This window comes from Lachnoclostridium sp. An169, from assembly GCF_002160525.1.
Lineage (GTDB): Bacteria > Bacillota > Clostridia > Lachnospirales > Lachnospiraceae > Mediterraneibacter > Mediterraneibacter cottocaccae.
In genome coordinates this window covers 81,321-108,297 of sequence record NZ_NFKT01000015.1, presented here as the reverse complement: position 1 = coordinate 108,297, position 26,977 = coordinate 81,321, and the positions used below count along the sequence as shown (strand labels likewise).

Sequence of the window (26,977 nt, the reverse complement as noted above, 5' to 3'; positions counted from 1 at the left end):
AATATATGAAACTGAGAAAGGACAGGGTGGCAATCATGGAATGGAAAGCAAAATGGATTAAACCGCAGAAAGATATGGGGGATGTAGTACCGGAATTCCACCGGACATTTTCTTGCGGAAAGGAAGTAGCGAAAGCGGTGCTGAAAATCACCGCCCTCGGTGTATATGAGGCGGCAATTAACGGAAAGAGAGTAGGAGAATTTATCATGGCTCCCGGTTGGACTACCTATGAGCACCGTCTTCAGTATCAGGAATATGATGTCACAAAACTGCTGAACATGCCGGGAACAGGGAACTGTTTTACTGTGCTTGTCGGAAAAGGATGGTACCGTGGAAGACTTGTGGGATGGCAGAGTTCTCCGGCGCAGCAGGAACTTCAGAAGAATCCTGCCGGACTTCTTGTTCAGTTGGATATCGAGTACAGTGACGGGACCTGTACACAGGTTCTTTCCGACAGCACATGGAAGGTACGGGAAAGCAGTATCCGGTTTTCCGAGATCTACGACGGAGAAATCTGTGATGCCGCTGCAGAGCAGAGTGCTCCGGAAGAAACGGAAGAGTTCGACGGCCCATTTGACCATCTGATCCCGCAGGAAGGGGAGGAAGTTCGCGAACATGAGCGCCTTGTCCCAAAGGAAATCTTCCGTACCCCTGCAGGCGAAGTTGTGGTCGATTTCGGGCAGGAGATTACCGGGTATGTGGAGATTTCAGTGAATGCGGAAAAAGGCGACGTAGTTGATCTTTCTTTCGCGGAAGTAATGGATAAAAACGGGAATTTCTATACAGAAAACTACCGGTCTGCAAAAGCGTTATACAGGTATACCTGCCGCGAGGGACAGCAGACATATAAGCCGAGACTGACATTTTACGGATTCCGCTATATCCGTGTCAACGCATTCCCGGGCGGACCGGAGCATGTAAGTCCGGATGCATTTACTGCAATTGCAGTATACTCGGATATAAAGCGGACCGGCAGTCTGCGTTCATCCGACCCGCTTTTAAACCGGCTGATCGAGAACATCTTCTGGTCCCAGAAAGATAATTTCCTGGATGTTCCCACAGACTGCCCGCAGAGAGACGAGCGTCTCGGATGGACGGGAGATGCACAGGCCTTTGCAAAGACAGCGGCCTATAACTTTGACACAGAAAAATTCTATACCAAATGGCTCGGTGATCTGGCAGCGGATCAGGGGGCAGACGGATACGTGGGATTTGTAATTCCGGATCTTTTAAAAGCTGATGATCCGAGCACTGCCTGGGGTGACGCGGCGGTTATCGTTCCCTGGGAGGTCTATCTGGCATATGGAAATAAAGAGATCCTGGAGAGACAGTATTCCTCCATGTGCGGATGGGTGCGCTATATAACGGAACACACCACAACGCCGGGACTCTGGACCGGAGGCACCCATTTCGGAGACTGGCTCGGACTGGATGCGGAAGAGGGAAGCTACAAGGGGGCAAGCCGGGACGACTTTATTGCCAGCGCATTCTATACACACGCAATCATGCTGGTGATTAAAGCCGGTAAAGTACTAGGAAAGGATACACGGTCTTATGAGGAACTTTATCACACCTGCCGGGATACTTTCCTTCGCACTTTCGGGGAATGTAAAACTCAGACAGAATGTGTTCTCGCCCTTCATTTTGACCTGACAGAGCAGAGAGAAAAAGTGAGTGCACAGCTGGCGGATATGATTCAGTCCTGCGGATGCCATCTGCAGACCGGATTTGTGGGGACGCCTTATCTGCTCCATGTGCTGAGTGAAAACGGTTATGAGGAGCTTGCCTACACCCTGCTTCTCAGACAGGAGTATCCGTCCTGGCTCTATCCGGTGACAAAAGGGGCAACCACGATCTGGGAACACTGGGATGGCATTAAGGAAAACGGGGATTTCTGGAGCAGTGACATGAACTCCTATAATCATTACGCTTACGGTTCCGTCGCAGACTGGATGTACGGCGTAATGGCGGGAATCAAACCGGTGGAGGAAGCGCCTGGCTATGAAAAGGTAAGGATCGCCCCGGTTCCGGACTCCCGTCTGGAGTGGTTCGAAGCTTCTCTCGATACAAGACACGGACATATCCGCTCAGGATGGTATCAGGAAAACGGCAGTTTCCGCTATGAGATCGATGTTCCGGTAGAGGCGGAGATCGTGATCGCAGGCAAGACTTATGACGCAGCGCCGGGAAGCTATATTTTCTACAGCAGTGCGAAGAAAGAAGCGCAGTGTTAGTACGGAAATGCAATGTCTAACAGGCATTTTCTCCTGAGGCGGCTCTTGACAAAAGTTCATTTTCCATTTATATTATAAATAGTTTAATAGTAAATCAAATTGCAAACGATTAAACAAGGATTTATCCTGGAGGGGAAAATGAATTATTCACTGGATACACTGCTGTATGGAATGCAGTTCCGCCGCCTGCTCGAGAAAGAGATGAAGCCCATAGAGACAGAGTACGGGCTGTACAGGATCGACATGCAGATTCTGCTTTACCTGAAACATTCCCATGAGCATAATACGTCGAAGGACATCATGCAGCTCAATATGTTTACGCGGGGACACATTTCTCAGTCCTTAAGCCGGCTGCAGAAACTCGGTTATGTGAAGATGGAGCAGGATCTCAATGACAGAAGATGTACGCATAATTATCTGACCGAAGAGGCGGACGCCGTAATCCGCAAGATTGAGAAGATTTCCAAAATAGTCTGGGAGATCATCATGGACGGCGTGACGGAAGAGGAACAGAAGGTTCTTTCCACCGTAGCGAAAAAGATGAACCGGAATATAGAAAAAGTTCTGTAAATCAGCAGAGTGCCTGGAGTAAGATTCGGGCACTCGTCTTTGTATTCATAAGGTTTAAAAATAAAATATTTCACATCCGGAGTTCAACCGGCAGGAAAGGAGAAGATGGGTATGGAAAAAACAATTATTTTTTATGAAGACACAAAAAAGAGCTGCTGTGACGGGGCCGCCAGATTTGCAGCGCAGGAAAATGTGGAGTGCAGGAAAATTTCGGAATATCAGGACAAAAAGCTGATTTTTGCAACCGGCGGCAGACTGGGATTCCTGTTTGAAAGCGAGAATGGAAAAGTGCCATACGATGTATCCCATGTCATCTGGAGAGTAGTAGCGGACAAAAAAGGTGATCATATGATCATGGTGACAGGAGGACAGCGGGAACTGGCTGCGATCCGTTCCGCTCAGGATGATATGGAAAAGAGAGGCTATCATGTGGCTCATATCTATATCCGCTATATTCTCGAAAAGTATAAACTTCGGGAAGAAAACGCTGTTCAGTGGATCATGACGGATATGGAGACCGGACAGTCCGGGAAGGATCTGCGGGAGAAATATCTGAATATGCCTAAGAAAGAACTGCGGAAAAGTCTGCGCAGGGAGAGGAAGGCTTACAGAAAATACCAGAAAAAGAATGCACAAATGTGAAAAGAAAATGGAGTTTCTTGACAAGAGAAGAAGAGTAGGTTCGAACCGATTTGATTTCTTGATTTTGGTCCTGCTCCTGGCGATAATACCTATTCTTTCGCCAGGGGCAGAATAAGTCGCCGGCTCAGATTTCTTTATGATCCGTCATCGTATTTCCAACCTTCTGCATCCACCCCTGGATCTGCGTGACAAAAATATTGCGGATCTCTTCGTTGGGTATCATAAGATTAAGTAAACTGCGGTTCTTCCGGTCCGGCATTCCGCATTGGGTCAGGTATCCGGTCATAAAAAGAACGCTCCACACATTTTCTATTGAACTGTAAATATCTTTATAAGTCAGTTCATTGCGGATTTCCTTTGTTATAAATTCTCCTGCAATCAGTTTTTCGATTTCATTTCTTGTGTTTGCAGAAGCCATTTCCAGTAAATGCCTTATAATATCGTTGCTGCTTGTATTTGACCAGTAAGATTCCGGATAGAGATCCGGGTCGCTTAACTTCTGATCGCAGTAGCTGATCACATCCCAGGGGCAGTAAACATCTGTACTGCCGAAATGATATCCGTCATACCATTCACGCACATCATGATAGGCATCCGATATACCGTAATATTCCAGAATCCCCTTTACCTCCGTGTCTGTAAATCCAAAATATTCATCGAACTGGACATCCAGAATAGATCGGACCTTCGGATTGTTTAATCCGGTAAATATACTTTCCTTTGAAACTCTAAGGCATCCGGTCAGTACGGCAAAATAGAGAGATTCATTTGTCTTCAGCGCCTGTTCGAATATATTGCGGATCAAAGAGATCATTTCGTCGTAATATCCGTTTTCGTTTGCTTTTGCAAGGGGGACGTCATACTCATCGATCAGTATGATCACCTTCTGACCGTAATGCTTCTGCAGAAGAGCAGAAAGGGTTCTCAGACTTCCCATCAGAGCGGCGTCAGACATTACAAACATTCCGCTGTCTGCGGTATCGGCTGTAATAAGCTGACGGTAAATAGTTTTTTCTTCGCTGTTCAACATCCTGCTGTCCAACAGATCATAAAAGCGCATGGCTTCGTTTCCGATGACAGAACAGATCAGCGATCTGGCAGTGCGGAAATCCGTCCCGTTTACACTTTTCAGGCTGACAGAGATTACCGGGAACTTCCCCATGTACTGATCACAGAGTTCTTTATCTCTTGAAATCTCCAGGCCATCAAACAGTGTCCTGTCGCAGCCGAGTTCCAGAAAGGAACGAAGCATGCTCATATTCAATGATTTCCCAAACCGTCTGGGACGGGTAAAAAGATTGACTTTTCCCCAGCTGGTTAAAAGTTCCCGGATCATACCAGTCTTATCCACATAGTAAAATCCTTCTCTGCGTATTTCTTCAAAATTTTCAATCCCCACCGGCAGTTTCATCTTTTCGGAACGTTTCATGTCGTCTGAGCACCTCTTTTCAGTTTGTCATCAACTAAACACATTCTATCATCTGCTCGAAGAAATAACAAGAACAGACGCACTTCTTTACTGAAACGTTATGCTATTTTTGATAACCAAATCGATATAGATATATAAATAAATATAATTTTACAGAATGAATGAAAAGTTTTATCCTGAAATCAGAAAACAGATCCAACCTTAAAAAATTCAGAAAGAAAGGTGTTGAGATATTATGTCAGAACAGCAATGGTCTGTCAGAAGAGATACAAAAAAGAAACGTCTGGAACAGGCTGACGGGCTGTGCAGAGGAAAGCAGATCGATACAGAGAAAATGACGGAATTTCTGGAAAACATCCTGTTCCCCGGTGATACGGTTATTCTCGAGGGCGACAATCAGAAACAGGCGTCTTTTCTCTCGGAAGCCCTGGAAAACTGTGACCCTGAGAGAGTCCATGATCTTCATATGGTCATTCCCAGCGTATCCCGTCCGGAACATCTGAACCTGTTTGAGAAAGGGATGGCTTCCCTTCTCGATTTTTCCTACGCAGGAAGCCAGAGCATGCGCATCGCACAGATGATCGAAGACGAAACACTGAGAGTGGGGGCTATCCATACTTATGTGGAGCTTTACGCCCGGCTCTTTATCGACCTGATTCCGGATATATGTCTGGTTGCGGCGGATGAGGCGGACCCGGAGGGGAACCTGTACACCGGCCCGAATACCGAGGAGACTCCGACGCTGGTGGAAGCCACGGCATTTAAAAACGGCATTGTGATCGCTCAGGTAAACCGTATACGTGACCGGGTGAGCCGGGTGGATATTCCCGGGGACTGGGTGGACTTTATCGTAGAGTCACCGGAACCTTACGAGATCAAGCCTCTTTTTACCAGGGATCCCCGCAACATCACGGAACTGCAGATCCTTATGGCTATGATGTGCATCAAGGGAATCTATGCAAGACATGGGGTTCAGTCTTTAAATCACGGGATCGGATTCAACACGGCAGCCATCGAACTGCTGCTTCCGACATACGGAGAACAGCTGGGACTGAAAGGGAAAATATGCAGCCACTGGGCGCTGAATCCCCATCCCACGCTGATTCCTGCCATCGAGAGCGGTTGGGTGAAAAGTGTATCCGCATTCGGAGGAGAACTGGGGATGGACCAGTATATCCGGGCACGGTCCGACATTTTTGCAACCGGATGCGACGGCTCCCTGCGCTCCAACCGGACGCTGACACAGCTTGCCGGACTTTACGCCATCGACCTCTTTATCGGCTCCACTCTGCAGATCGATGAGTACGGCAATTCTTCCACCGTGACCAGCGGAAGGCTCTCCGGTTTCGGCGGCGCCCCGAATATGGGAAATAATCCAGGCGGAAGAAGACATTCCACAAAGGCATGGCAGGATATGAGACAGGGAGACGATGAACTTGGCATGGGACGCAAACTGGTGGTACAGGTGGTTGAGACATATGGTTCCGGCGTTACTCCGGTATTCGTGGAGAAACTGGACGCCGTTGAGATCGGAAAGAAAGCCCACCTGCCAAATGCACCGGTCATGATCTACGGCGATGACGTCACGCATGTGGTGACCGAGCAGGGGATTGCCTATCTCTATCTGACGCAGGACAGGGAAAAACGGCGGAAAGCCCTTCAGGCGATTGCCGGAGTGACGCCCTTTGGAAGAGGGATCAGCAATGAGGAGACGGAAGCGCTCCGAAGGGAAGGAATCGTAGCTTTCCCACGGGATCTCGGTATCCGTGTGACGGATGCGAAGCGGAGCCTTCTTGCCGCGCAGAACATGGAACAGCTTGTGGAATGGTCCGGCGGACTGTACCGTCCTCCCGTACAGTTCAAGAGCTGGTAAACGAAAGGATGGTGCAGAAAATATGGAATGTCTGACATTTACTTACCCGGCAGAAAAAGAGGTCAGCAAATCCTCCCATGTGGGAGTCGTCGGGTCCGGGAATCTGGAGGTGCTTATGGAGCCTTCCGTTTCCGGGCAGGCAGAAGCAGAAGTAACAACAAGCCTGGACGGGAACCGGGAGATATGGAACTGTGTTCTGGAACGTTTCTTTCAGGAAAATCCGGTGGCTGTGCATCTGGAGATCAATGATTTCGGCGCAACTCCGGGAGTAGTCCGGCTACGGCTGCTCCAGGCGCTGGAGCTGGCAGAGGAGGTGGAGTGACAATGGTCAGAATTCATGCAAGTTTTACAGAACTCTCTGCAAGGGAGCGGGCGGAAAATCTTCTGGATACGGGCAGCGCCCGGGAACTGCTGGGACCTTTCTCCCATTTGAAATCTCCCCATCTGCTCAAGCAGGGAATCGTTCCCCAGAATGACGACGGAATGATCGTCATGAAAGGACGCTTCGAAGGCAGAGATACGGTAGTCATTGCCATGGAAGGAAAATTCCAGGGCGGCGGGATCGGAGAGATCTCCGGAGCCAAATTCGCCGCTGCCCTTCAGGAAGTGTTAAATGACAATCAGGCAGGACATCCGGTCTTTCCTGTGATCATCATGGACACCGGCGGTGTGCGCCTCCAGGAGGCAAACTACGGGCTGCTTGCGATAGCGGAGATCCAGGATCTTCTCGTATCTATCCGGGAATATGTACCTGTGATCGGACTGATCCCCGGAAAGGTGGGATGCTTCGGCGGCATGTCCATGACCTGCAGCCTGTTCAGCTATATTATTATGACAAAGGAAGGCCGTCTGACCCTGAACGGTCCGGAAGTCATCGAACAGGAAGCGGGAATCGAAGAGTGGGATTCTTCCGATAAAGCATTCACCTATCGGACCATAGGCGGGGAACACCGGGTGGCCCAGGGACTTGCAGATGTACTTACAGAGGACAGCCGGGAAGCCGTGCATCAGGCGGTGAAAAACTGCATGGAAAAAGGAATCCCGGTTCACCGCAGCACGATGGTGGAAGAGTACCGCGCGAAGATTGACAAGGCGGCGCCGGGAAATGCAGTTTCGAAGAAAGCGGTGCCAGCTAATGCAGCTTCGGAAAATACCAGGTCAGAAAATGTAGCGCCGGGGTCAGAAAAGAATTCTGCCGGACTGCGTGGCAGAGTTTGGTTTGAGGCACTGACAGAAGATGCCATCACCGGTAATCTGGGAAGTATCGGATCTGTCCTGTGCAGGGATATCATTCTCGGCAACAGAACATGCCGGGTGCTTGCCGTCACAGCAGATCCACACACCATATTCCCGCGGACACGGAAAGGAGAAGTAGGACTTCAGCAGGGCTGGGAACTGGCACGCCTGATCCGGCAGGCTGTGGAGGAAGACAATGACAGCCCGGAGAAGAGAGCGCTCATCGCGGTTGTGGACGTTCCGAGCCAGGCTTACGGATATCTGGAGGAGTATCACGGGATCTTCCTGTCATGCGCCGCATCCGTCAACGCCTACGCTATGGCGCGCCACGCAGGACACCCGGTAATCACGGTGATCGTGGGAAATGCCATTTCCGGAGCATTTCTCGCCCACGGACTGCAGGGGAGCCATATGATCGCGCTGGACGATGAGACCATCACAGTCCATGCCATGTCGAAAAAGTCAGCGGCAAGGATCACGAAACGCTCCATCGAGGACATGGACAAAGCGGCAGATTCTGTGGCAGCTATTGCCTACGATATTCATTCCTTCAACTGCCTTGGCGCAGTGAATACGCTGCTGAAATTTCCGGACCACGACCATCCGTCAGAGGATGATGTACGGGTAATGAAAGAAAAGATTGCAGAGGGAATCCGGGAATCCGAGGCAAACGGTAACACTCTGGATTACCGGCTGAAGACTCCGAATGCCCCGAAGTACCGGGCACTTTCCATCCAGGTTCGCAGGCAGATGGCGGAGGCGTGGAGAGAAAAATGAAATATCGTTTACAGGCGCATGATCTGCTCCGGCTTCGTTTCCCATTCCCGCCGGAAACCGGGAATCTCTTTGACCGGACGATTCCCGGCTGGGCAGGAAGATTTCTGACGGAAACGCCCTGGGTCGTTGTGCGAAGGGAAAAAACAGAAAGCGGAATTCCGGTGGGGATTCGCGGAGACAGTAAACAGCAGCGGTTCGGATGTGTTCTGCATATCCGGAGTACGCCGCCGGAAGGCAGAATAACACCGAAACCGGTCTTCCCGGTAGAGGAAATCCGTACTCCGGAACAGATCTTTCAGGGACTCCTGCAGGACTATAAAGCCGGGAAACGCAAGGGAAACGGACCCTGGAGCGGGTGGGAAGAGGAACTTTTAAAACTTACGGAAATGTCCTGGTACAAAAAGGAAGTCAGCGGCATCGGTATCGGCGGAAGTGCCGGGTTTGAGCTTGCAAGCGGCAGAAAAGTCACATCACCGGAAAGCGATCTTGACCTGCTTTTTACCGTCACCCGGAACTGTACAAAAGAACTCTGCCGCGAGATCTTTGAATCTCTGCAGGTGCTTCCGGTGCGCACAGACGCCGTGCTTGTGACAGATCGTGGTTTTACCTCTCTGGACGAATATGTTCACAGCAGCGGGAGATTTCTGATCAAGACGGCAGAGGGGTGCTGTCTGGCAGAAGATTTATGGCAGGAGGAGCAGGTAAAAAAGGAGACTTGAGAGGATGAAAACAGCGTTTATCTATACAGGACAGGGATTTCAGCGTCCGGGGATGCTTCACGCACTCCCGGACCATCCTGCAGCAGGCGAATACCTGCAGAGGACGGAGGACATACTGGAATGCAGCATTGATCAGCTGGATACGGCGGACGCTCTTTCCTCCAATGAGAACACTCAGATCTGCATCTATGTCTGCGAGACCGTATGGAGCCGGATCATGAGAGAAAAATGGCAGTGTGACACCGTTTCCGGACACTCGGCAGGGAGCTTTGCCGCAGCGGTTGAGGCGGGTGTTCTGAGTTTTGAAGACGGACTGGCGCTGATCCGTACACGCGGAAAATATATGGAAAAGATGTTTTCCTCCGGCTACGGAATGTATGCGGTATCCGGGATCACCGAAAGTCTGATGTATCGGATCCTGGAACAGTTTAAACATGAGTATCCGGATGCCCTGGTCTTTCCTGCCACTGTAAACGAAGAACTGCAGTGTACCATCTCCGGCAGTCTGGAGTGGCTGGAGCGACTCACCGGATTTATTCACAGAGATTATCCGGCAAAAGTGACGCCTCTGCGGGTCAAAGTACCGTCCCACTGCTGTCTTATGGATCCCGTAACTGATGTCCTGCGCAGGGCAAGTGAAAAGATGCAGTGGAAGCGTCCGCGGATTCCGGCAGTTGTAAACAGCAGGGCGCGCAGAGTGTGGACAGCAGAAGAGGTAAAAGAGGATCTGATTGTGGGAGCTGCCCGCATAGTACGGTGGTACGACGGCATCACCCTGATGAAGGAACTTGGAATCGATACATTTATCGAGATCGGATCTGCCCACACCCTGACCGAGATCGGAAGGAGAAGCTTTCCGGAACTCCGGTGGCTTTCAGGTGAAAGATAATGAGAGTGACAGATCTGCGCGTTTTCCTCTCCTGCATGGAAAGCTGCATCCGACAGGGACTTATGGGCGAAGTCTGTACAACACCAAAGCCGGGACTTGTGGACTTGAAAGACAATGGGGCCCATCATGATATGGATATACATACTTTTGAACGCAGTACAGATGCCATTACCCCTTATCTTGTGAAAATGGCAGAAACCGGCTGCCTGTTTGATGGAGAGATCACCGAGCTGTTTCCCCTTATCCGCGCTCTGGGGATCGAGGCGGAGGAAGCCATGCTGGAGGCAACCGGAGGAGTGAATACCCATAAAGGGATCATTTTTACCCTGGGTATCCTGGTCTCGGCAGCAGGATACATATACGGGAAATACGGCTGCGGAAAAGGAAAAACAACGAGTCTGCCGCCGGATTCTCTGACAGCGATGCTCACAGATGCCAGAAGAATGGTAACACCGCATCTGAGAAAAGACATGTCCAGAATGCGTAAAGCCGCACCGGTGACTCACGGGGAGAAGATTTTTCGGAAATACGGAATCCCGGGTATCCGGGGAGAAGCCATGGGCGGTTTTCCTTCCCTGGCTTACATCGCCGTTCCTGCCATGAAAAAAGGACTCAGGGAACAGCCTGATGAAAACGCAGCAAGGCTTCACGTCCTTCTGTCCCTTATGGCTTCCGTGGACGATACAAATATTCTTACAAGAGCAGGTTATTCTGCACTCTGCGGGGTCAGGACGAGTGCCCGGGATTTTCTGGAGCATTATCCGGTTATCGATTCCCGCGCAGTAAAAAGACTGGAAGAGATGAACCGGGAGTTTATCCGGCGAAGAATCAGTCCCGGAGGATGCGCGGATCTTCTGGCCGCAGCGATCTTCTGGGAGAAGTATGAATCAAGGATTCCCTTGCTTTATCCGGAGAGAATTGCTATATTATTGTAAATGTATGGGAAAACTAAAAAACAAAATGCAGAATCGAAAAGGATAAAGCGCCATGAGTACACAGAGCAAAAAACTGACTTTCAAAGAGATCATTTTTATAGCGAGCATGCTTTTCGGCATGTTCTTCGGAGCGGGCAACCTGATTTTTCCGGCGTCCATGGGACAGCTTGCGGGGAGTAATATCTGGCAGGCGTCCGCAGGCTTTCTGATCACCGGAGTCGGGCTGCCTCTTCTTGCTGTTGCAGCCCTGGGAATCAGCCGGGAAGAAGGGCTTTTTGAGTTGAGCAGCAGAGTGGGAAAGCGGTACGGACTGTTTTTCACCTGCGTGCTCTACCTGACAATCGGCCCTTTTTTCGCAATCCCCAGATGTGCTACCGTCTCTTACACGGTGGGAATTGAACGGGTACTTCCGGGAACAGGACAGACAGCAGGGCTGGCTGTATTTTCCATGCTTTTTTTCGCGCTTGTTCTGTTTTTCTCTCTACGCCCGGGCGAGATCCTGACCTGGATCGGAAAGGTACTGAACCCTCTGTTTCTCGTTCTTCTGGCAGTATTTGTTATCTGCGCGATCGTTTCGCCTATGGGGAATATGATGGAAGTCGAGCCTTCCGGAAGCTATATAAGCGGTGCATTTTCAACCGGACTTCTTGAGGGATATAATACGATGGATGCCCTGGCGGGACTTGCCTTTGGAATTGTCGTCGTGGATGTGATCCGGGGACTTGGAGTAAAAGAGCCTGGAGAGATTGCAGAAAATACAGTAAAAGCAGGGCTGTTCAGCTCCCTGCTCATGGCTCTGATCTATGTATGTGTCACTATAGTCGGCGCCCAGAGCCGCGGCCTTTTCGCGGCGGCACCTAACGGTGGGGAAGCTCTGGCGCAGATCGCAGAGCATTACTTCGGAAAGGCAGGTGCGGTCATCCTCGCCGTAACTGTGACAGTCGCCTGCCTGAAGACAGCAGTAGGGCTGATTACAAGCTGTTCGGAAACCTTTAGTAAACTCTTTCCGAACGGTCCCTCTTACCGCATATGGGCAGTCCTTTTCTGCCTTTTCTCCTTCCTGATCGCCAACCTGGGACTTACGATGATCATCGGATGGTCTGCTCCGGTACTGATGTTTCTCTATCCCCTTGCCATTGTACTGATTCTTCTGACACTCTTCGGACGTCTGTTCCAAAACGACAGGAGAGTGCTGCAGTGTACCCTTGCCTTCACTGCAGCGGCAGCGCTCTTTGATTTTCTCCGGGCGCTGCCTTTGAGTGTGCAGGAAGTTCTGCATGTAAACGGTATCGTGAAAGCTGCCGATGCTATTCTGCCTCTGGCGGAATATGGTTTCGGCTGGGTAGGGCCGGCTGCAGCGGGGCTGGTGATCGGTCTGGCTGTCAGATGGGCTGGGAAACAGTGACTTTCCACACCCTCACATCTCCGGTGATCCCGGAAAGTCCTTTCACCTCGCTCTTTCTGCCGAAACGATCCGGGATCTTTGCCATCTCCCGTTCCAGCGTGGTCGCCACTTCGATGCGGATCCTATTCTCTCCGTCTCTTAAGTGACCGGTCAGATCATAGCGGTATACAGGGACGATCTGAATGCCCAGGCTTCTTTCATTTACAAATACTTCCACACCTTCATATGCATCCGTGATCTCCAGATAGATACAGTCATCCGCCGATGCTTCCAGAGTGTTCTCATAGCGGACGAATCCGGAGAACTCCGGCATTTCCTCTGCGAGGCGGTCGGGAAGTATGACTTCCTTTTCCTCTGCAAAAGCAGGATATGCCTTGGAACTGCAGATGCTTCGTCTCCAACCGCTCTTCATTGCAAGCTGCTGCTTTTTAAAAGCAGGGTCCTGTTTTTGGAAATCCGCCCCTGTCTTTTCTGCTTCTGTATCTGAACCGTCCCAGATGTTCTTCTTCTGGAATTTTGCAGTCTCCTCTGCAGAAGCGGCAGGATCCGCAATAAAAATCCGGCTTTTCAGGGGTTCGATCTCCAGGAACAGAGTATTGCCTTCTCTCTTTACAGGCTCGATGCAGTTTGTCCAGGCATCATATCCGTACAAGACCAGCCGCCTGTCGGAATAATCTGATGCCGGCAGCGTTACTTTCCCGCGGTAGACTTCTCGCCCTTCATTTACAAACATCCACATCGAACTTCCGTCTTCGTGGATATAATGAATATAGCGGATCCGGTTGTCGGCGGGAGAGATGGTCAGCTCCGGTATTCCCTTCTTTCTAAGGACAGTTACCAGTTCATCCGGCGTTGCAATTTCACCGTACTTCTGAAAAATCTCCTGAATTCTTTCCTGCGTCGCCAACGTCTCCTCCTGTGATTTTTCCCGGTTATCTGCGGCTGCTTCATCTTCCGGCATATCGCAGAGACCTTCCGGCAGTCCGCCCACAAAGATCACCGGAACATGATGGGAGGAGAGTTCTTTTACTGCCTCTGCAAAGGCTTTCGTCACAAACTGCATATATGGCACAATCACCACGCGGTATTCCTGGGGATTTACCTGGAGCGCCTGATCACGGATCTGTGTTTTAAAATCTTCCGGGTGGGCGAAGACATCCTGAGGAATATAGTCATACTCGATCTGCGCATCGGCAAGCAGATGCCCGATTTTATCTGCGGTCATGCATTTTCCCGTCCAGTCACCTTCCGCATGGTAGAGTATTGCAGCCGGAGCCGCGTGATGTCCGTCGCTGATGAGAGAGCAGACCCGGTTCATATATGCCATCAGATACCCGAAATGGCGGTACTGCGGATTATGCCCGTGTGCGTAAAAATGCGGCGGACAGTCCGGATCGGGGAACTCCTTCGGGCTGAAGGCATGGGGAACATAGTGGTTGATTCCCCGCACAAGGAAATGGTCCGCCAGATATTTCTCAAGCCGTACGCCCTCAGACCAGCCGTAATTTCCGAAGATCTCACACATGGAATTCCCGTTTTTGCGCGGCTCTATGGCAGCTGCCGAGCTTCCCAGCTTTCCGAGCATATAGTGATAGAACTCTCCGTTTCGGTGTTGGAATGTACCGTTATTGTAGCTGACGTCCTCCCCCTGAGGGAAAACCTGCCCGCCGATATCATCGATTCCGGACATATCCTGTCCCCAGAGTCCGCGGAAATAGTGTCCGAGAGAAGAACCGGTCCGGGTATGATGGTTGTCGTCCTCGATCAGGTGACCGATATACATAACACCGCGCTCGCGGCACCATTCTCCGAGCTGCATGGAGAAATCTTCTTTTACCAGTTCTGTCACCGCATCCATAAAGGCGTAGCGGGCACGGGCAGTCGCGGTTGGATCTGCCTCCTGTTCCCAGAGCAGCGCCATCTGCAGGGAATACTCATCACCCAGTTTCTTCTGCAGCTTTTCCTCCAGTTCCCGGCTCCACGGATAATCCATTCCTTTCGTCCCGAAAGGATCATTGACCTCGTAGAGATGTCCGTTTCCGAGCTCCGGCTCGTCGGAGAAGAATCCGGCGATTGTCGTGCCGAAGTCGTCTTTGTAATGAGCATAGTGAGGCTCGTACACAGCATCGATCAGTACCCGGCAGGAAGTCTTGTCCATCATATTGATATAAGACCTGTGATATCCGTAATTTCTCGTCAGATGCAGGGCATAGACCTTCCAGTTTCCCTCCGGAATTTCCCAGTTCAGTTCCCCGTCTTTTATCATCGGCAGGAGATTGATCCTTGCGGCAGAGTTTTCATTCCGGAAGCCATCCGCGGTTTTCCCCGCCTCTGTGCCTCCGGCTTCTTCCGTTTGACCGCTGACATGTCCGTCCAGACGGACCGCCCACAGCCCCAGAAGCCGGTCATCATCGAAAGCACGCTGTTCATCCCTCATGACGTATGTTTCAATCATGGATTTTTGAAACGGATCCGGGTGGAGCAGTTCCTGAGATGAAATGTGCAGTGTTTTTGCATTAACAGCCTGCTCTGCGCCCGGTCTCATGTCATAGACCCTGCAGCAGATGCTCTGCCTGCACAGTTCGTCCGGCTGATCCGCCATGGCCCCGTTTGCAAATCCGGTGGGGAAGTGGCTGTCATCCAGAATCCACACTTTCATATTCCGCTTCCGCGCCTCATCCAGGATCACGTCCATGTCCTGCCACCATTTTTCCCCGCAGAAATCCGGGTGGGGACGGCTTTCCACGCAGACAGCTTTGATATTGCTCTCGTCAATCACCTTCATATATTCGCGCAGAACTTCCTCCGTTTCCCCGTGCTGCCAGAAAAACGGGAAAATATAATTGCCGCCTTTCCCTTTCAGCAGTTTTTCCATTTTTGTGTTCATAACATCTGCACCTCCATTGCCAGATTTTTGTTTCATGCTGCACACTTTTTACCACATTTTATTGTAATCTTTCTTTCCCCGGATTTTAATCACCGGATTACATATATTTATTGACTGATTTACAGATTATTGTTTTATCCGGTTTCCGGCAGGGCGCATTCCCTTCTGTATTGACCTGCCGGTATTTTCTGCTATACTTTATTCTCAGGAGGTGCACACGATGGACACTGTAAATCTTGACAAATATCTTCGAATGCCTACAGAAAATGAAATCCGCCGCGACAATACACTTCCCGCCGAATCCACCTGGGAAATGTGGCGTACTTTCCCGGCTTCCGGGGGAATCCTTGTTGCAAAACAGGACCGTTACCGGGAGGTTCCTTATCACAGGCATCCCTGGTTTGAACTGGTATACATGTATGACGGTTCCGAAACGATCCTGGTAGAAGGGCAGGAAATTTTACTGCAGAAAGGCCAGTGCCTTCTTATCAACCGCGGTGTGACACATTTCTGCCGTGCCTGCGGGGAAAGCGATATTCTCCTGAATTTTCTCATTACAGAGGGATATCTGACGCAGAATTTTTTCAACCGTTTTTCCGAAGAAAGCTACCTTTCCCGTTTCTTTATCAACGCACTGAACAACCGCACTGAGACGGATCACTATGTATTCTTTTCCTCGGAAGAGAGCAGACGCCTTCCCGTCTTCATCAGGGAATTTCTCTGTGAATACTATGACAAAAGCCTTTATTCGGATGATTATCTTGACAGCCTGATGACACTGATCCTCCTGGAACTTGCCAACGTATTCCGGCGGGACATGAACCTGGGTAATGGGAAGAGAGGAAGAGAACACATCATCCCGATTCTCCGGTATATTGAAGAGAACTACTCGACCTGCACGCTGAGAACAACCGCGGAATTCTTCAATATGAATTCCAATTACCTCTCCAATTATATCAAACAGGAGACCGGGATGACTTTCACACAGCTCGTACAGGACCAGCGCCTGAGATATGCGGCGAATCTGCTTCGCAATACCGGAATACCTGTAACAGAAGCGGCGAATCTGGCGGGGTATGAAAATGTCAGTTTCTTTTACAAAAAGTTTGCGGAAAAATATCACTGCTCCCCGAAAGAGTACCGGGAAAATTTTTAATATTTTTTCTTGCCACAGAAAGCTCTCTGTGTTATGCTGATAAAAGCAATTTGAAAGGGAGGTGGCTTGATGTCGGCTATTCGCTAATGATAGGGACGATAATTTTTTCTCATCAGATAATTACGATGGGTTTTTTTGTTGTACCTGTACGCGGATAGAGTCATCAGGCTGACTTTCTTTTTTTCATGCCCTTATACAGGGAGCTTTACATGGATCAGATCCTTTTACAATATGCACCGGATCTGCCAGTTGCGGATGATCGAATGCTTTTTTCGGGAGCCTGCGCTTGTGCATGACATATGCCCCCTGCAGGAAAGCGGCGCTCCGGTCTGCTGTATCGGACTATCGGGCAGATATTATCGCTGGCGGATGTCATGTGCTGGCGGATATCATGAAAAGATCGGAAAAAAGTCAGATAATGGTTCACACACGACAGGTATACGGATAACTCAGAGTAATGGGTTATCCGTTTTTTATTTCGCAGGCAGATTATCCGTGAAGACCTGCCGGATAAATACGATCACATCGTGTATCTGCAAAAGAGTACGGAAAAAGGAGTGTATAGATAAAATGAAACGAGAGACAGAACAAACGATTAAAAATAGCGCTGTTTTCCGCTGTCCCAACTGTGGATGGACACCGTCTGCCGGGCGGAAGGACAGCGAACGTCCGATGAACAAAGAATACCAGGAATGCCCGACAGATCCCGGACCGGAAGAGATCCTGACCCACTGTCCCAACTGCCTCGCCGGCATACATGGCAGAAATTTTGCCGGCAGATCAGGCGGAACAAGCGAGGAAGAAGAGGAGTGCGGCGGGATTCTGGAACCTGTCGGCATCTGGGTCAGAGGGGAAAGTGAATGGGAGATCATCCAGAGATGCAGTTTCTGCGGAGAAATGACGACCACACCGCTTTCCCATAAGGACAACCTGATCAAGGTACTGTCCGTAGCATCAAAACCATTATCATCACCGCCGTTCCCCATAGAGAGGCTCGAAGATCTGACAAAGATCATGGGCGGACGCGGAGAAATCGGAGGAGATAGCAATGAACAGAGAAAATAAGAAGAGGAAATACGACAAAAAATATTTCCGGACCCATCCCTGCACGGATTCCTTTACCTGCAAAGTATGCGGATGGCCGGTCGTCTCAGCAGGGGCGGGGAGCAATCACAGAAACCACTGTCCCAACTGCCTTTACAGTATCCACCTGGACAACGAACCCGGCGACCGTGGCTCAGACTGTCACGGCCGCATGGAACCCATCGGTGTCTGGGTGAGAAAAAACGGAGAGTGGGCCGTTATCCACCGGTGTACAAGGTGCGGGAAGGTAAGTTCCAACCGCACCGCAGCCGATGACAATCCTATGAAACTTATGGCACTGGCTATGAGACCCTTTGGAGGGAAGATGATTCCGCAGTCCGCTATCCGGAGGATGACCGTATCAATGGAGGGAGAGTACGGGGGCCTTTCATAATGAACGTCGGGTTTACGGCAGTACGGTCCTATATTATCCCGGCGGCCACGCTTTCGCTCGGGAGGGAAGCGCAGCGGTGCTAAGGCTGCAAAGGACGCAGCCTAAGTACCGGCGCTTCCCTACGGGCCTTCGTGACAATGTCGTCCCGCACAGCCTGGGAACCGGCGCGGGAATGAAAAGGAACCCGTATAAAGAAAAGGAACCCGTGCTGAGAATTTTATGTGGACACGGGGACGGGGAAGAGATAAAATCTTTAATATGGAGCAGGGAGGTTGTATAAGAACTTATGAACTGCAAAGCGATAGAAAGGTAACAAAACAAAAGGAATGTGACGGGATGAGGAGGGTATTATGGTTTATTATGACAGTGAACTCAGGAAACTGCAGGAAGAGATCCTGGAGAAGGAGCGTCTGGATGCTCAGCTGGCTGATCTGCTGATTCAGCAGGATGAACTGAAAAAGAGGACTGCTGAACTTGAGCATCAGAAGTTTGAGGAGCAGGAGGATGTGGACCGTTTAAAGGGCAGGAGCCTTGCCGCTTTCTTTTACAGGATTTCCGGGCAAATGGAAGACAGGCTGACCATCGAAGAGGAGGAGGCTTATGCTGCTGCAATGAAATATGATGCAGCGGCTGCGGAGCTTGAGTCCGTGGAACAGGATATTGACAGGTGCCGGAGCCGTCTGGCAGAACTTCGCTGGTGTGAGACCCGGTATCAGAGAGCTCTGGATGCCAAAAAGGAGGCGGTCAGAAACTCCGGGCGGCCCGAAGCCTCAGATATTTTGAGCCTCGAGGCGCAGAAAACTGCCCTGGAAAGCCAGCAGAAAGAGATAGATGAAGCGATCCGCGCAGGAGTGCGTGCCCGCGATATCTCCCAACAGCTGGTGGGCGAACTGGAAAGTGCGAAAAACTGGGGCACATGGGATGTGATCGGCGGAGGATTTCTGACAGATATGGCAAAATATGAGAAACTGGATCAGGCTCAGAATCTTGCTCAGGATCTGCAGAGCGCCCTGAGAAATTTTCGTACTGAGCTGGCGGATGTGAAAGAAGAAATGTCTGGAGATATTCAGCTGAACATTGGAGATTTTCTGCACTTCGCCGACTTTTTCTTTGACGACATCTTTTCCGACTGGATGGTACTGGACAAGATCAGCTCCTCAAAAGAGCGGGCAGAAAAGACATATGACCAGATCCAGAAGGTCCTGGGACGCCTGCGAAATCTTAAGGATACTATCCTGGAGAACATGAAAACCCTGGATAGGAAGATCGAAGCCATCGTCACAGGAACCGAGCTTTGATCTCTTAAGAAAGGAATGATATCATGGACGAGAACATTTTACATTTTTTTGACCAGGATCCGGACGCCCTGCCGTTATATGAGAGACTGGAAAAGCGGATCCTGTCTGAGATCAGTGACGTCCGCATCAAAGTCCAGAAAACCCAGATCACATTTTACAACAGCCACCTGTTTGCCTGTGTTTCTTTTGCAAAAGTGAGGAAAGCAGCCGATCGTCCGGATTCCTATATTGTGGTAACCTTCGGCCTGGAACACCGGGCAGAGTCCCCGCGGATCGACATTGCCACGGAGCCTTATCCGAACCGCTGGACACACCATGTCCTGATCAGCGAACCAGCGGAGATCGATGACGAACTGATGGCATGGATCCGGGAGGCGGCGGAATTTTCCGCGAAGAAAAAGAGTGCCGGAAGGAGGAACGCTTCATGAAGATCAATTCTTTCTGCCTTACCTGTCTGATCCAGATGCAGGAATCCCAGGTAAGGGAGTTTACCGATGAAGAAAAGAAAATGCAGTACATGCGGGAAGTGCTCGCCTTTCTTTCCTCCTGTAACCCGGATCTCTCCGCCCCGGCACTGATCCGTCCCCTTTCCCGTATCTATCAGAAATACTGGGGCGAACAGTCCGGACTTGACGCGGTGAAGAAGGAGTTCAACGACTATCTGCTCTCTCTGGAACAGGACATCGAAGCAGAGATACGCGCTCACCGGGATCCCCTGACGGCATCCCTTCTCTATGCCCGGACGGGAAATTATATCGACTATGCTTCGGTGAAAGATATCTCAAGAGAAAAGCTTCTTGAGCTATTTGAAAACCAGGCCCGGGACGGACTCGATGACCGGGAATACACGCATTTTCTAGACGACCTGTCACAGGCGTCCTTCCTTGTTTATCTGACGGACAACTGCGGGGAGATCGTCCTGGATAAGATCGTGCTGAAGCTTTTGAAAGAACAGTACCCGCACCTTTCCATTCAGGTGATCGTGCGCGGGGCTCCTGTAGTCAACGACGCAGATCTGGATACCGCCGTCTATGTGGGACTGGACAAGATCGTTCCGGTCATGGGAAACGGCAGTTCCATCGCAGGCACGGATCCGGATGACATCAGCGATGAAGCGCTTCGGGCCATAGAAGAGGCTGATCTGGTCATTTCCAAGGGGCAGGGGAATTTTGAGACACTGCATGGATGCGGCCTGAATGTCTATTACCTGTTTCTCTGCAAATGTGACTGGTTCGTCAGACGTTTTCATGCCGAACGCTTCCAGGGAATGTTCCTGAATGAACGCCGGATCGATCCGACTGACAGAAAATAGAATGACCGAAAATAAAATGACAGGAGAGAAGACGATGTACCAAACATGTATTTTTGATCTGTACGGCACGCTTGCCGACATCCACACCGACGAGGAAAAACCGGAACTCTGGGAGAAGCTCGCCCTGTTCTACGGCTATTACGGAGCCCGGTATACAGGGGAGGAACTGCAGGAAGCCTACCGCCGGCTGACCGGAGAGATGGCGGAAAAGGATCCCCTCAGAAAAGATTCCCACGAGGCTTATCCGGAGATCCGGCTGGAAAATGTGTTCTTACAGCTGTTTGCGGAAAAAGGCGTGAAAGCGGACATGACTCTGGCTGTCCATGCAGGCCAGTTCTTCCGTACCCTGTCTACCGATTATGTCCGCCTTTATGCGGGAGTAAAGGAACTGCTGGCAGACTTAAAAGAGCAGGGGAAGAAACTCTATCTTCTGACAAACGCCCAGAAGATCTTTACGGAGCATGAGCTCTTTTATCTGGGGATCCTCGACTGTTTTGACGGGATCCTGATCTCTTCCGAGGCGGGAGTGAAAAAACCGGATCTGCGGTTATTTGAAAAACTCCTCGATACTTACGGGATTGACCGGGAGACTGCGGTGATGATAGGGAACGACGGCATCTGCGACATCAGAGGGGCAAAAGGAGCCGGTCTTGCCACGGTTTATATCCGTTCCAATCTTTCTCCAGAGGAGGAACTGCCGGAAGCGGATCATATTCTGGAGAAGGTTGACATGGCAGAGCTTGCGAAGATCCTTCTGTCGTGATAGCATGGGGCAGTACAGCATGGGACCGGCAAAGGTGTGGAAAGAAATATAAAAATTAAAAGATACAGATAGCAAAAAAGAAAGGTGGAATTTACTATGGCAGACACAATCAGCAGGGAGGAAGCGCTTTCGCTTCTGATGAAATACAATAAGGAGGCATTTCATATCCGGCATGCACTCACCGTGGAGGGTGTTATGAAATGGTATGCCGGAGAGCTCGGTTTCGGAGATGAGGCAGAGCACTGGGGGATCGTGGGTTTGCTCCACGATATCGATTTTGAAATGTATCCGGAGGAGCACTGTCAGAAAGCGCCGGAGCTTCTGCAAAACGGTGGCGTCGGAGAGGATATTATCCACTCTGTCTGTTCCCACGGATACGGGATCTGCAGTGATGTAGAACCGACGCACCTGATGGAGAAAGTCCTTTTCGCCGCGGACGAACTGACCGGGCTGATCTGGGCCGCAGCCCTGATGCGTCCCTCGAAAAGCGTCATGGACATGGAAGTATCCAGCGTGAAGAAGAAATTCAAAGACAAACGTTTCGCCCAGGGCTGTTCCCGGGATATCATAAAGCAGGGCGCGGAAATGCTCGGATGGGAACTGCCGGAACTTTTTGAGAAGACCATTCTTGCCATGCGTTCCTGCGAGGAGAGCGTCACAGACGAGATGAAAGCGCTCGGGCTGGAATAGAATGGTCTGCTGTTCCGTTCATCCGGCTGTATTGTTCCATGCTGCCCCGGCGGCCACGCTTTCGCTCGGGAGTGGAGCGCAGCGGTACATAGGACCGCAAAAGACGCGGTCCAAGGACCGGCGCTCCACTACGGGCCTTCGTGGCAGTATGGAGCACTACAGCCTGGTAATCGGCAAAGACATAAAAAATTAAGAAGAGTTCAGGCGACAAGAAGATAATAAGATAATAAATAAAAGAAGATACAACAAGTAGGAGGTACTATATAGTATGGATAAGGTTGTTCTCGGCAGGACAGGTATTGAAGTGAACAAGAATGGATTCGGAGCGCTTCCGATCCAGAGAATCTCCAAGGCAGATGCGGTATATCTGCTGCAGAAGGCATTTTACAACGGGATCAATTATTTCGACACTGCCCGTGCCTACACAGACAGCGAGGAAAAGATCGGCGCTGCTTTCGAATACACACGGGAAAAGATTATCATCAGCACAAAAACGGCAGCCCAGGATGCGGCAGGGTTCTGGAAGGATCTTGAGACCAGTCTGAAGACGATGAAAACAGATTATATTGATATCTACCAGTTCCATAATCCCGCATTCTGCCCGAAGCCGGGAGATGAATCGGGGCTCTACGACGCCATGCTCAAGGCAAAAGAAGAGGGCAAAATCCGTCATATCGGCATTACGAACCACCGCATTGCCGTGGCAAAGGAAGCCATTGAATCTGGTCTGTACGAGACTCTGCAGTTTCCGTTTTCTTACCTGGCAGCGGATGCGGACCTGGAGATCGTGAAGGCATGTAAAGACGCGGACATGGGATTCATTGCCATGAAAGCGCTCTCCGGCGGCCTGATCCACAATTCGGCGGCGGCATATGCATACCTGGCACAGCCGGAATTTTCCAATGTTGCGCCTATCTGGGGCGTTCAGAGAGAGTCAGAGCTGGATGAATTCCTTTCCTACCAGGACAATCCGCCGGTGCGTGACAGTGCCCTCAACGAGGAAATTGCACGAGACAGGAAAGAACTCTCCGGCGACTTCTGCCGCGGATGCGGATACTGCATGCCATGTCCGGCAGGAATCGAGATCAACAACTGTGCCCGCATGAGCCTGCTTCTGCGCCGTGCGCCGCAGGCGGGATGGCTGTCAGAAGAGTGGCAGGAGAAAATGAAGAAAATCGAAGGGTGCCTGCACTGCAACCAGTGTATGAAAAAATGTCCGTACGGACTGAACACGCCTGCGCTTCTTGAGAAGAATTATGAGGATTATAAAACATTTTTATAAAACATTTCTTTGAAGGGATATGATCAGATGAAACGCAACACCCAGTTTCTGCTCGGGATCAACCGGATGCTGAAACTGCACGAAACCATGTTAAAAAGTGTCTGCGGCAAATACGGACTCACTGTCGTAGAGACAGAAATTGTCAGCTTCCTGTGGAATAACCCGGGAAAGGACACTGCCACGGATATCGTAGAACTCCGCATGCTCTCAAAAGGATGCGTCTCCAAGGCCGTGGAATCCCTGATCCGTAAGGGCTGCCTGATCCGCACCCAGGATTCCTCCGACCGGAGGATACAGCATCTTCAGCTTACGGAAAAGACCGCTTCTGTTACCGGGGAGATTGACCGTCTCCAGGAGGAACTCTGGGAAATACTGCTCTCAGGCTTTGACTCCGGAGAGGTCAGCCTCTTTGAACAGTTTATGGACCGGATGTTTGACAATATCCGGGATGCCTCGGAACTTACATCATCTGTAAGTGTTCAGAACACCTCCCTGCAGTTATAATAAAACTGCAAGGGAGGTTTTAACATATGGAGAAAAAAATACTGGATATCCGTTCACTTAAAAAATACTACGGAAAAGGAGAAAACATTACGAAAGCCGTGGACGGCATTTCGTTCTATGTACTGGAAGGGGAGTTTGTAGGGATCATGGGTCCCTCCGGCAGCGGAAAGACAACTCTGTTAAACTGCATCTCTTCCATGATACGCCCCACGGAAGGGGAGATCTTTCTGGAAGGCGAGAACATCGCGGCATTCAACGAGAAAAAGCAGATGGAGTACCGGGGCAGCAAGATGGGATATCTGTTCCAGGATTTCAAGCTGCTCGACAATCTGACCGGACTGGAAAACATCATGATGCCTGCTGCCATCCACGGCATGAAAGAAAAGGAGAGCAGAAAACGGATCGAAAAACTGACCGGTTTCCTGGGAATCCGCAGGATCCTGAACAAATATCCGTCCCAGATGTCCGGCGGAGAGAAGCAGAGGATCGCTGCGGCAAGGGCGCTGCTCCTTGATCCTGCAGTAATACTCGCAGATGAACCCACAGGGGCTCTGGACACGAAAAACGCCCGTCATCTGATGGACGAACTTTCTGCACTGAACAAAGAGATGAACCGGACGATCCTCATGGTTACCCACAATCCGGATGCTGCGGCCTACTGCTCGCGGATACTGTTTTTGAAAGACGGCACGATTTTCCATGAGCTCCGCCGCAGAGAGGAGACGGAAACACAGAGTGATTTCTATGCCAGAATCGCAGACGTGATGGCACAGTTGGGAGGAGGGGCTTCGAATGTTCTTTGATCTTGTCCGGAAAAACGGCAGGCGTACAAGAAAAGAAAACGGGATCTTTTTCGTATCCCTGATCATTTCTGTTGCCGCCTTTTACATCTTTCTCTCCCTGGAGAACCAGGATGTGATTATTTTCCTGAAAACCATGGAAAGCGATGCGGTGCAGAAGCTGCTCATGCTCCTGCCGGCATTTTACATGGTATCGCTCTTTCTGCTGTTTTTCCTGGTCTGGTTTTCCGGGGTATATCAGTTGGAGCGCAGGAAATATGAACTGGGTGTATACCTGATGCTTGGCATGAAGCGCAGCCGGCTTTTTCTGCTTCTTCTCGCCGAAGATCTGTGGAACAGCCTGACCGCTCTGGCAGTGGGCATTCCCGTGGCCGTGTTTCTCTCCGAGATGATCAGCCTGATCACCTCAAAGATTGTAGGACTGGGGATTATCGGGCATCACTTTTCCTTTTCTCTTCAGGCAGTGGTGCTGACTGCCATCGGGTTCGCGGGGATGAAGCTCTGTGCGTTCGGCATTTTAAGCGGCAGAATGGCACGCCGGGAGATTCTCTACTATTTTCAGGACTCTGAGGAAGTGGAAGAGAAGCGCAGGAGTACGGTCTTTGCCATTATCCGTATTCTGGCAGGCGTGCTTCTCCTCGGCGCTGCCTACGCTCTTGCCATCTCCGGGAGAGCCTGGGCAGGGCTCGGGATGATGAGCCGCACGGTAATCCTGGGGATTGCAGGTGTTTTTCTGATCTTTTCTGCCATTGATACTGCACTTGGAGGAATCTGGAGACGGAACCGGGGACGGCTTGGCATCTTTACGTTCCGCCAGCTGACCGAACAGGTTTCACGGCAGTGGAAATCTCTTGCCGTCACAAGCCTTCTGTTTCTCGCGGCGTTCTGCTGTCTGGCCTATGGAATCTCCGCCGCTCATTCCCTGGGCGGTTCGGGAACAGCGCACAGCGCTGACTTTACCTTCCGCGAGGGAGAGGACAGTCCGGAGGGAGAACTGGAACAGACCCTTACGAAGACCGGAGCCGGGGAAAACCTGCAGGAACCCTACGAGGTGCGGATGGGGCTGCTCTATACCCAGTCGATTCCCACGGATGATCCGGATACTGTCCGTGAATTTTATTATGACCAGCTCACGGAGGCAGCCGAATCCCTGGAGGATGAGACGGAAAGGACCGGGCTTACCCAGGCGCTCCGCTATTATGATGATCCCTATCTGATCAACCTGTCCGGTTACAACGGCATCCGCAAAGCCATGGGAGAAGAGCCCGTCGAACTTGCCTCCGATATGGTCATGATCTATCGCGGACCGCAGACGGTTTATGAAGGGGAGATCTCTGCATGGGAGAAGATTCTCGCCCGGGATCTTTCCGTAGAGATCGATGGGAAAAACTACCGGGTCGGAAGTCAGGTGTGCAATGATCCTCTGGTAGCCGACCGGCTCATCACCATCAGCGAGGGGCTGATTGTCCCGGATGAAGTATTTGACTCTCTTGTGGGGGATCATGCCACTTCCTACTGGAATGTTATGCTGAATAAGGATCTGGTGGAAAAAGACGGTATGATGCAGGCGGTATACCAGACCAACCGGCTTCTGCAGGATTCCGGACTGGACTACGAGAGTTATCTGCAGAGTATGGGGCGCCAGCTCTTCTACATTGTGGCAGCATCCTACCTGACAATCTACATTGCCGTCATCCTGCTGGTGATCGCCAATACCGTGATCTCCGTGCAGTTCCTCATGCATCAGAGGAAAACTTCCGGCAGATGCAGAATTCTTGCGCTTCTGGGCGCCGGATATGACGCTCTGTGTGAATCTGCCCGAAGCCAGGTGCGCTGGTATTTCCTTGTTCCGCTTGCCGCGGCTGTGGTCAACAGTATCTTCGGGCTTCCGTCCCTGCTGACCGGGCTGTGGTCCGGGGCAGCGGAAGACCGGACGGCGCTGTTCCTTACGGGAATGGTTGTCATCGCTGTTCTGTTCGTGATAGAATATGTCTACATGAAAGCGGTCGTCCGCCTGAACAATACCCATCTGCTGCATACTGTGCGGCAGATGGAGGAGGCGCAGGAGAGGCTGTGACAAAAGAAAATACGGCGGCAAA

24 protein-coding genes are annotated in these 26,977 nt (G+C 50.8%); 22 read left to right on the top strand and 2 right to left on the bottom strand.

Annotated features, from left to right (window positions below):
- The first annotated feature begins 5 nt into the window (after nt 1-5).
- The 3 genes from B5F07_RS12055 to B5F07_RS12045 all read left to right on the top strand — a co-directional run bounded on the left by B5F07_RS12055 (nt 6) and on the right by B5F07_RS12045 (nt 3,446).
- Complete coding sequence (locus B5F07_RS12055) at nt 6-2,234, top strand: alpha-L-rhamnosidase (RefSeq protein WP_242972515.1); 2,229 nt, start codon at nt 6-8, stop codon at nt 2,232-2,234.
- A gap of 138 nt (nt 2,235-2,372) precedes the next feature.
- The gene (locus tag B5F07_RS12050) at nt 2,373-2,804 is read left to right on the top strand and encodes a MarR family winged helix-turn-helix transcriptional regulator (protein WP_087161533.1); all 432 of its coding nucleotides are present in this window, start codon (nt 2,373-2,375) and stop codon (nt 2,802-2,804) included.
- 111 nt (nt 2,805-2,915) lie between these two features.
- Nucleotides 2,916-3,446, top strand: a complete 531-nt coding sequence (locus B5F07_RS12045; protein WP_087161532.1) for a hypothetical protein — start codon at nt 2,916-2,918, stop codon at nt 3,444-3,446.
- A 124-nt stretch (nt 3,447-3,570) separates the two neighbouring features.
- Here the strand turns inward: B5F07_RS12045 and B5F07_RS12040 are convergent, their stop codons facing one another.
- Nucleotides 3,571-4,875 carry an AAA family ATPase gene (locus B5F07_RS12040; RefSeq protein WP_087161531.1) on the bottom strand — a complete coding sequence of 435 codons (1,305 nt, stop codon included), beginning with the start codon at nt 4,873-4,875 and terminating at the stop codon, nt 3,571-3,573.
- A gap of 235 nt (nt 4,876-5,110) precedes the next feature.
- Between B5F07_RS12040 and mdcA the strand changes: the two genes are divergently transcribed.
- Genes mdcA through brnQ form a run of 7 tightly spaced genes read left to right on the top strand, consistent with a single transcriptional unit; the run spans nt 5,111 to nt 12,709 of the window.
- Entirely contained in the window at nt 5,111-6,748 is a 1,638-nt protein-coding gene (mdcA, locus tag B5F07_RS12035; protein WP_087161530.1) for a malonate decarboxylase subunit alpha, read from the top strand.
- Nucleotides 6,749-6,770: 22 nt separating this feature from the next.
- A complete protein-coding gene (locus B5F07_RS12030; RefSeq protein WP_087161529.1) occupies nt 6,771-7,070 on the top strand; it encodes a malonate decarboxylase subunit delta in 300 nt (99 codons plus the stop codon).
- Between the two features lie 2 nt (nt 7,071-7,072).
- Nucleotides 7,073-8,761 (top strand): biotin-independent malonate decarboxylase subunit beta, encoded by a 1,689-nt coding sequence (mdcD, locus tag B5F07_RS12025; protein WP_087161528.1) that lies wholly within the window; start codon nt 7,073-7,075, stop codon nt 8,759-8,761.
- Nucleotides 8,758-9,480, top strand: a complete 723-nt coding sequence (locus B5F07_RS12020) for a phosphoribosyl-dephospho-CoA transferase MdcG domain-containing protein (RefSeq protein ID WP_087161527.1) — start codon at nt 8,758-8,760, stop codon at nt 9,478-9,480. Before mdcD ends, B5F07_RS12020 begins: the two co-directional genes overlap by 4 nt.
- 4 nt (nt 9,481-9,484) lie before the next feature.
- The gene (locus tag B5F07_RS12015) at nt 9,485-10,369 is read left to right on the top strand and encodes an ACP S-malonyltransferase (protein ID WP_087161526.1); all 885 of its coding nucleotides are present in this window, start codon (nt 9,485-9,487) and stop codon (nt 10,367-10,369) included.
- Nucleotides 10,369-11,304, top strand: coding sequence for a triphosphoribosyl-dephospho-CoA synthase (locus B5F07_RS12010; protein WP_087161525.1), 936 nt, complete (start codon nt 10,369-10,371; stop codon nt 11,302-11,304). Before B5F07_RS12015 ends, B5F07_RS12010 begins: the two co-directional genes overlap by 1 nt.
- A 52-nt stretch (nt 11,305-11,356) precedes the next feature.
- Entirely contained in the window at nt 11,357-12,709 is a 1,353-nt protein-coding gene (gene brnQ, locus B5F07_RS12005) for a branched-chain amino acid transport system II carrier protein (RefSeq protein ID WP_087161524.1), read from the top strand.
- Here brnQ and B5F07_RS12000 read toward each other — a convergent pair.
- A complete protein-coding gene (locus B5F07_RS12000) occupies nt 12,687-15,596 on the bottom strand; it encodes a glycosyl hydrolase (protein ID WP_087161523.1) in 2,910 nt (969 codons plus the stop codon). The genes brnQ and B5F07_RS12000 overlap by 23 nt on opposite strands.
- A 220-nt stretch (nt 15,597-15,816) precedes the next feature.
- On the opposite strand from B5F07_RS12000, the gene B5F07_RS11995 reads away from it, so the two are divergent.
- The 12 genes from B5F07_RS11995 to B5F07_RS11935 all read left to right on the top strand — a co-directional run bounded on the left by B5F07_RS11995 (nt 15,817) and on the right by B5F07_RS11935 (nt 26,955).
- Nucleotides 15,817-16,752, top strand: a complete 936-nt coding sequence (locus B5F07_RS11995) for an AraC family transcriptional regulator (RefSeq protein ID WP_087161522.1) — start codon at nt 15,817-15,819, stop codon at nt 16,750-16,752.
- A gap of 570 nt (nt 16,753-17,322) precedes the next feature.
- Entirely contained in the window at nt 17,323-17,817 is a 495-nt protein-coding gene (locus B5F07_RS22635; protein WP_162613122.1) for an RNHCP domain-containing protein, read from the top strand.
- Entirely contained in the window at nt 17,801-18,229 is a 429-nt protein-coding gene (locus B5F07_RS11985) for an RNHCP domain-containing protein (RefSeq protein WP_087161520.1), read from the top strand. The genes B5F07_RS22635 and B5F07_RS11985 overlap by 17 nt, the downstream gene beginning before the upstream one ends.
- Before the next feature lie 350 nt (nt 18,230-18,579).
- On the top strand, nt 18,580-19,527 hold the full coding sequence (locus tag B5F07_RS11975; RefSeq protein ID WP_087161518.1) for a hypothetical protein: 948 nt from the start codon (nt 18,580-18,582) through the stop codon (nt 19,525-19,527).
- Between the two features lie 23 nt (nt 19,528-19,550).
- On the top strand, nt 19,551-19,955 hold the full coding sequence (locus tag B5F07_RS11970; RefSeq protein WP_087161517.1) for a DUF5655 domain-containing protein: 405 nt from the start codon (nt 19,551-19,553) through the stop codon (nt 19,953-19,955).
- The gene (locus tag B5F07_RS11965) at nt 19,952-20,839 is read left to right on the top strand and encodes a damage-control phosphatase ARMT1 family protein (RefSeq protein WP_162613121.1); all 888 of its coding nucleotides are present in this window, start codon (nt 19,952-19,954) and stop codon (nt 20,837-20,839) included. The genes B5F07_RS11970 and B5F07_RS11965 overlap by 4 nt, the downstream gene beginning before the upstream one ends.
- 34 nt (nt 20,840-20,873) lie before the next feature.
- Nucleotides 20,874-21,602 carry an HAD family hydrolase gene (locus tag B5F07_RS11960; RefSeq protein WP_087161515.1) on the top strand — a complete coding sequence of 243 codons (729 nt, stop codon included), beginning with the start codon at nt 20,874-20,876 and terminating at the stop codon, nt 21,600-21,602.
- Between the two features lie 96 nt (nt 21,603-21,698).
- Nucleotides 21,699-22,292 carry a hydrolase gene (locus B5F07_RS11955; RefSeq protein ID WP_087161514.1) on the top strand — a complete coding sequence of 198 codons (594 nt, stop codon included), beginning with the start codon at nt 21,699-21,701 and terminating at the stop codon, nt 22,290-22,292.
- A 268-nt stretch (nt 22,293-22,560) separates the two neighbouring features.
- Nucleotides 22,561-23,574 (top strand): aldo/keto reductase, encoded by a 1,014-nt coding sequence (locus B5F07_RS11950; RefSeq protein WP_087161513.1) that lies wholly within the window; start codon nt 22,561-22,563, stop codon nt 23,572-23,574.
- Nucleotides 23,575-23,601: 27 nt separating this feature from the next.
- Nucleotides 23,602-24,078 carry a MarR family winged helix-turn-helix transcriptional regulator gene (locus B5F07_RS11945; RefSeq protein WP_087161549.1) on the top strand — a complete coding sequence of 159 codons (477 nt, stop codon included), beginning with the start codon at nt 23,602-23,604 and terminating at the stop codon, nt 24,076-24,078.
- A 26-nt stretch (nt 24,079-24,104) separates the two neighbouring features.
- Nucleotides 24,105-24,881: an ABC transporter ATP-binding protein gene (locus tag B5F07_RS11940; protein ID WP_087161512.1), complete on the top strand. Its 777-nt coding sequence runs from the start codon at nt 24,105-24,107 to the stop codon at nt 24,879-24,881.
- The gene (locus tag B5F07_RS11935; RefSeq protein WP_087161511.1) at nt 24,871-26,955 is read left to right on the top strand and encodes an FtsX-like permease family protein; all 2,085 of its coding nucleotides are present in this window, start codon (nt 24,871-24,873) and stop codon (nt 26,953-26,955) included. Before B5F07_RS11940 ends, B5F07_RS11935 begins: the two co-directional genes overlap by 11 nt.
- Nucleotides 26,956-26,977 lie beyond the last annotated feature (22 nt).

Excerpts from the sequence above, each read along its gene's own strand:
- B5F07_RS11940 (WP_087161512.1), top strand. The coding sequence starts at position 24,105 with ATGGAGAAAAAAATACTGGATATCCGTTCACTTAAAAAATACTACGGA.
- B5F07_RS12030 (WP_087161529.1), top strand. The coding sequence starts at position 6,771 with ATGGAATGTCTGACATTTACTTACCCGGCAGAAAAAGAGGTCAGCAAA.
- B5F07_RS11935 (WP_087161511.1), top strand. The coding sequence starts at position 24,871 with ATGTTCTTTGATCTTGTCCGGAAAAACGGCAGGCGTACAAGAAAAGAA.
- brnQ (WP_087161524.1), top strand. The coding sequence starts at position 11,357 with ATGAGTACACAGAGCAAAAAACTGACTTTCAAAGAGATCATTTTTATA.
- B5F07_RS11970 (WP_087161517.1), top strand. The coding sequence starts at position 19,551 with ATGGACGAGAACATTTTACATTTTTTTGACCAGGATCCGGACGCCCTG.
- B5F07_RS12045 (WP_087161532.1), top strand. The coding sequence starts at position 2,916 with ATGGAAAAAACAATTATTTTTTATGAAGACACAAAAAAGAGCTGCTGT.
- B5F07_RS11975 (WP_087161518.1), top strand. The coding sequence starts at position 18,580 with ATGGTTTATTATGACAGTGAACTCAGGAAACTGCAGGAAGAGATCCTG.
- mdcA (WP_087161530.1), top strand. The coding sequence starts at position 5,111 with ATGTCAGAACAGCAATGGTCTGTCAGAAGAGATACAAAAAAGAAACGT.
- B5F07_RS12015 (WP_087161526.1), top strand. The coding sequence starts at position 9,485 with ATGAAAACAGCGTTTATCTATACAGGACAGGGATTTCAGCGTCCGGGG.
- B5F07_RS12020 (WP_087161527.1), top strand. The coding sequence starts at position 8,758 with ATGAAATATCGTTTACAGGCGCATGATCTGCTCCGGCTTCGTTTCCCA.
- B5F07_RS11950 (WP_087161513.1), top strand. The coding sequence starts at position 22,561 with ATGGATAAGGTTGTTCTCGGCAGGACAGGTATTGAAGTGAACAAGAAT.
- mdcD (WP_087161528.1), top strand. The coding sequence starts at position 7,073 with ATGGTCAGAATTCATGCAAGTTTTACAGAACTCTCTGCAAGGGAGCGG.
- B5F07_RS12050 (WP_087161533.1), top strand. The coding sequence starts at position 2,373 with ATGAATTATTCACTGGATACACTGCTGTATGGAATGCAGTTCCGCCGC.
- B5F07_RS11945 (WP_087161549.1), top strand. The coding sequence starts at position 23,602 with ATGAAACGCAACACCCAGTTTCTGCTCGGGATCAACCGGATGCTGAAA.
- B5F07_RS22635 (WP_162613122.1), top strand. The coding sequence starts at position 17,323 with ATGAAACGAGAGACAGAACAAACGATTAAAAATAGCGCTGTTTTCCGC.
- B5F07_RS11960 (WP_087161515.1), top strand. The coding sequence starts at position 20,874 with ATGTACCAAACATGTATTTTTGATCTGTACGGCACGCTTGCCGACATC.
- B5F07_RS11995 (WP_087161522.1), top strand. The coding sequence starts at position 15,817 with ATGGACACTGTAAATCTTGACAAATATCTTCGAATGCCTACAGAAAAT.
- B5F07_RS12055 (WP_242972515.1), top strand. The coding sequence starts at position 6 with ATGAAACTGAGAAAGGACAGGGTGGCAATCATGGAATGGAAAGCAAAA.
- B5F07_RS12010 (WP_087161525.1), top strand. The coding sequence starts at position 10,369 with ATGAGAGTGACAGATCTGCGCGTTTTCCTCTCCTGCATGGAAAGCTGC.
- B5F07_RS11965 (WP_162613121.1), top strand. The coding sequence starts at position 19,952 with ATGAAGATCAATTCTTTCTGCCTTACCTGTCTGATCCAGATGCAGGAA.
- B5F07_RS11985 (WP_087161520.1), top strand. The coding sequence starts at position 17,801 with ATGAACAGAGAAAATAAGAAGAGGAAATACGACAAAAAATATTTCCGG.
- B5F07_RS12000 (WP_087161523.1), bottom strand. The coding sequence starts at position 15,596 with ATGAACACAAAAATGGAAAAACTGCTGAAAGGGAAAGGCGGCAATTAT.
- B5F07_RS12040 (WP_087161531.1), bottom strand. The coding sequence starts at position 4,875 with ATGAAACGTTCCGAAAAGATGAAACTGCCGGTGGGGATTGAAAATTTT.
- B5F07_RS11955 (WP_087161514.1), top strand. The coding sequence starts at position 21,699 with ATGGCAGACACAATCAGCAGGGAGGAAGCGCTTTCGCTTCTGATGAAA.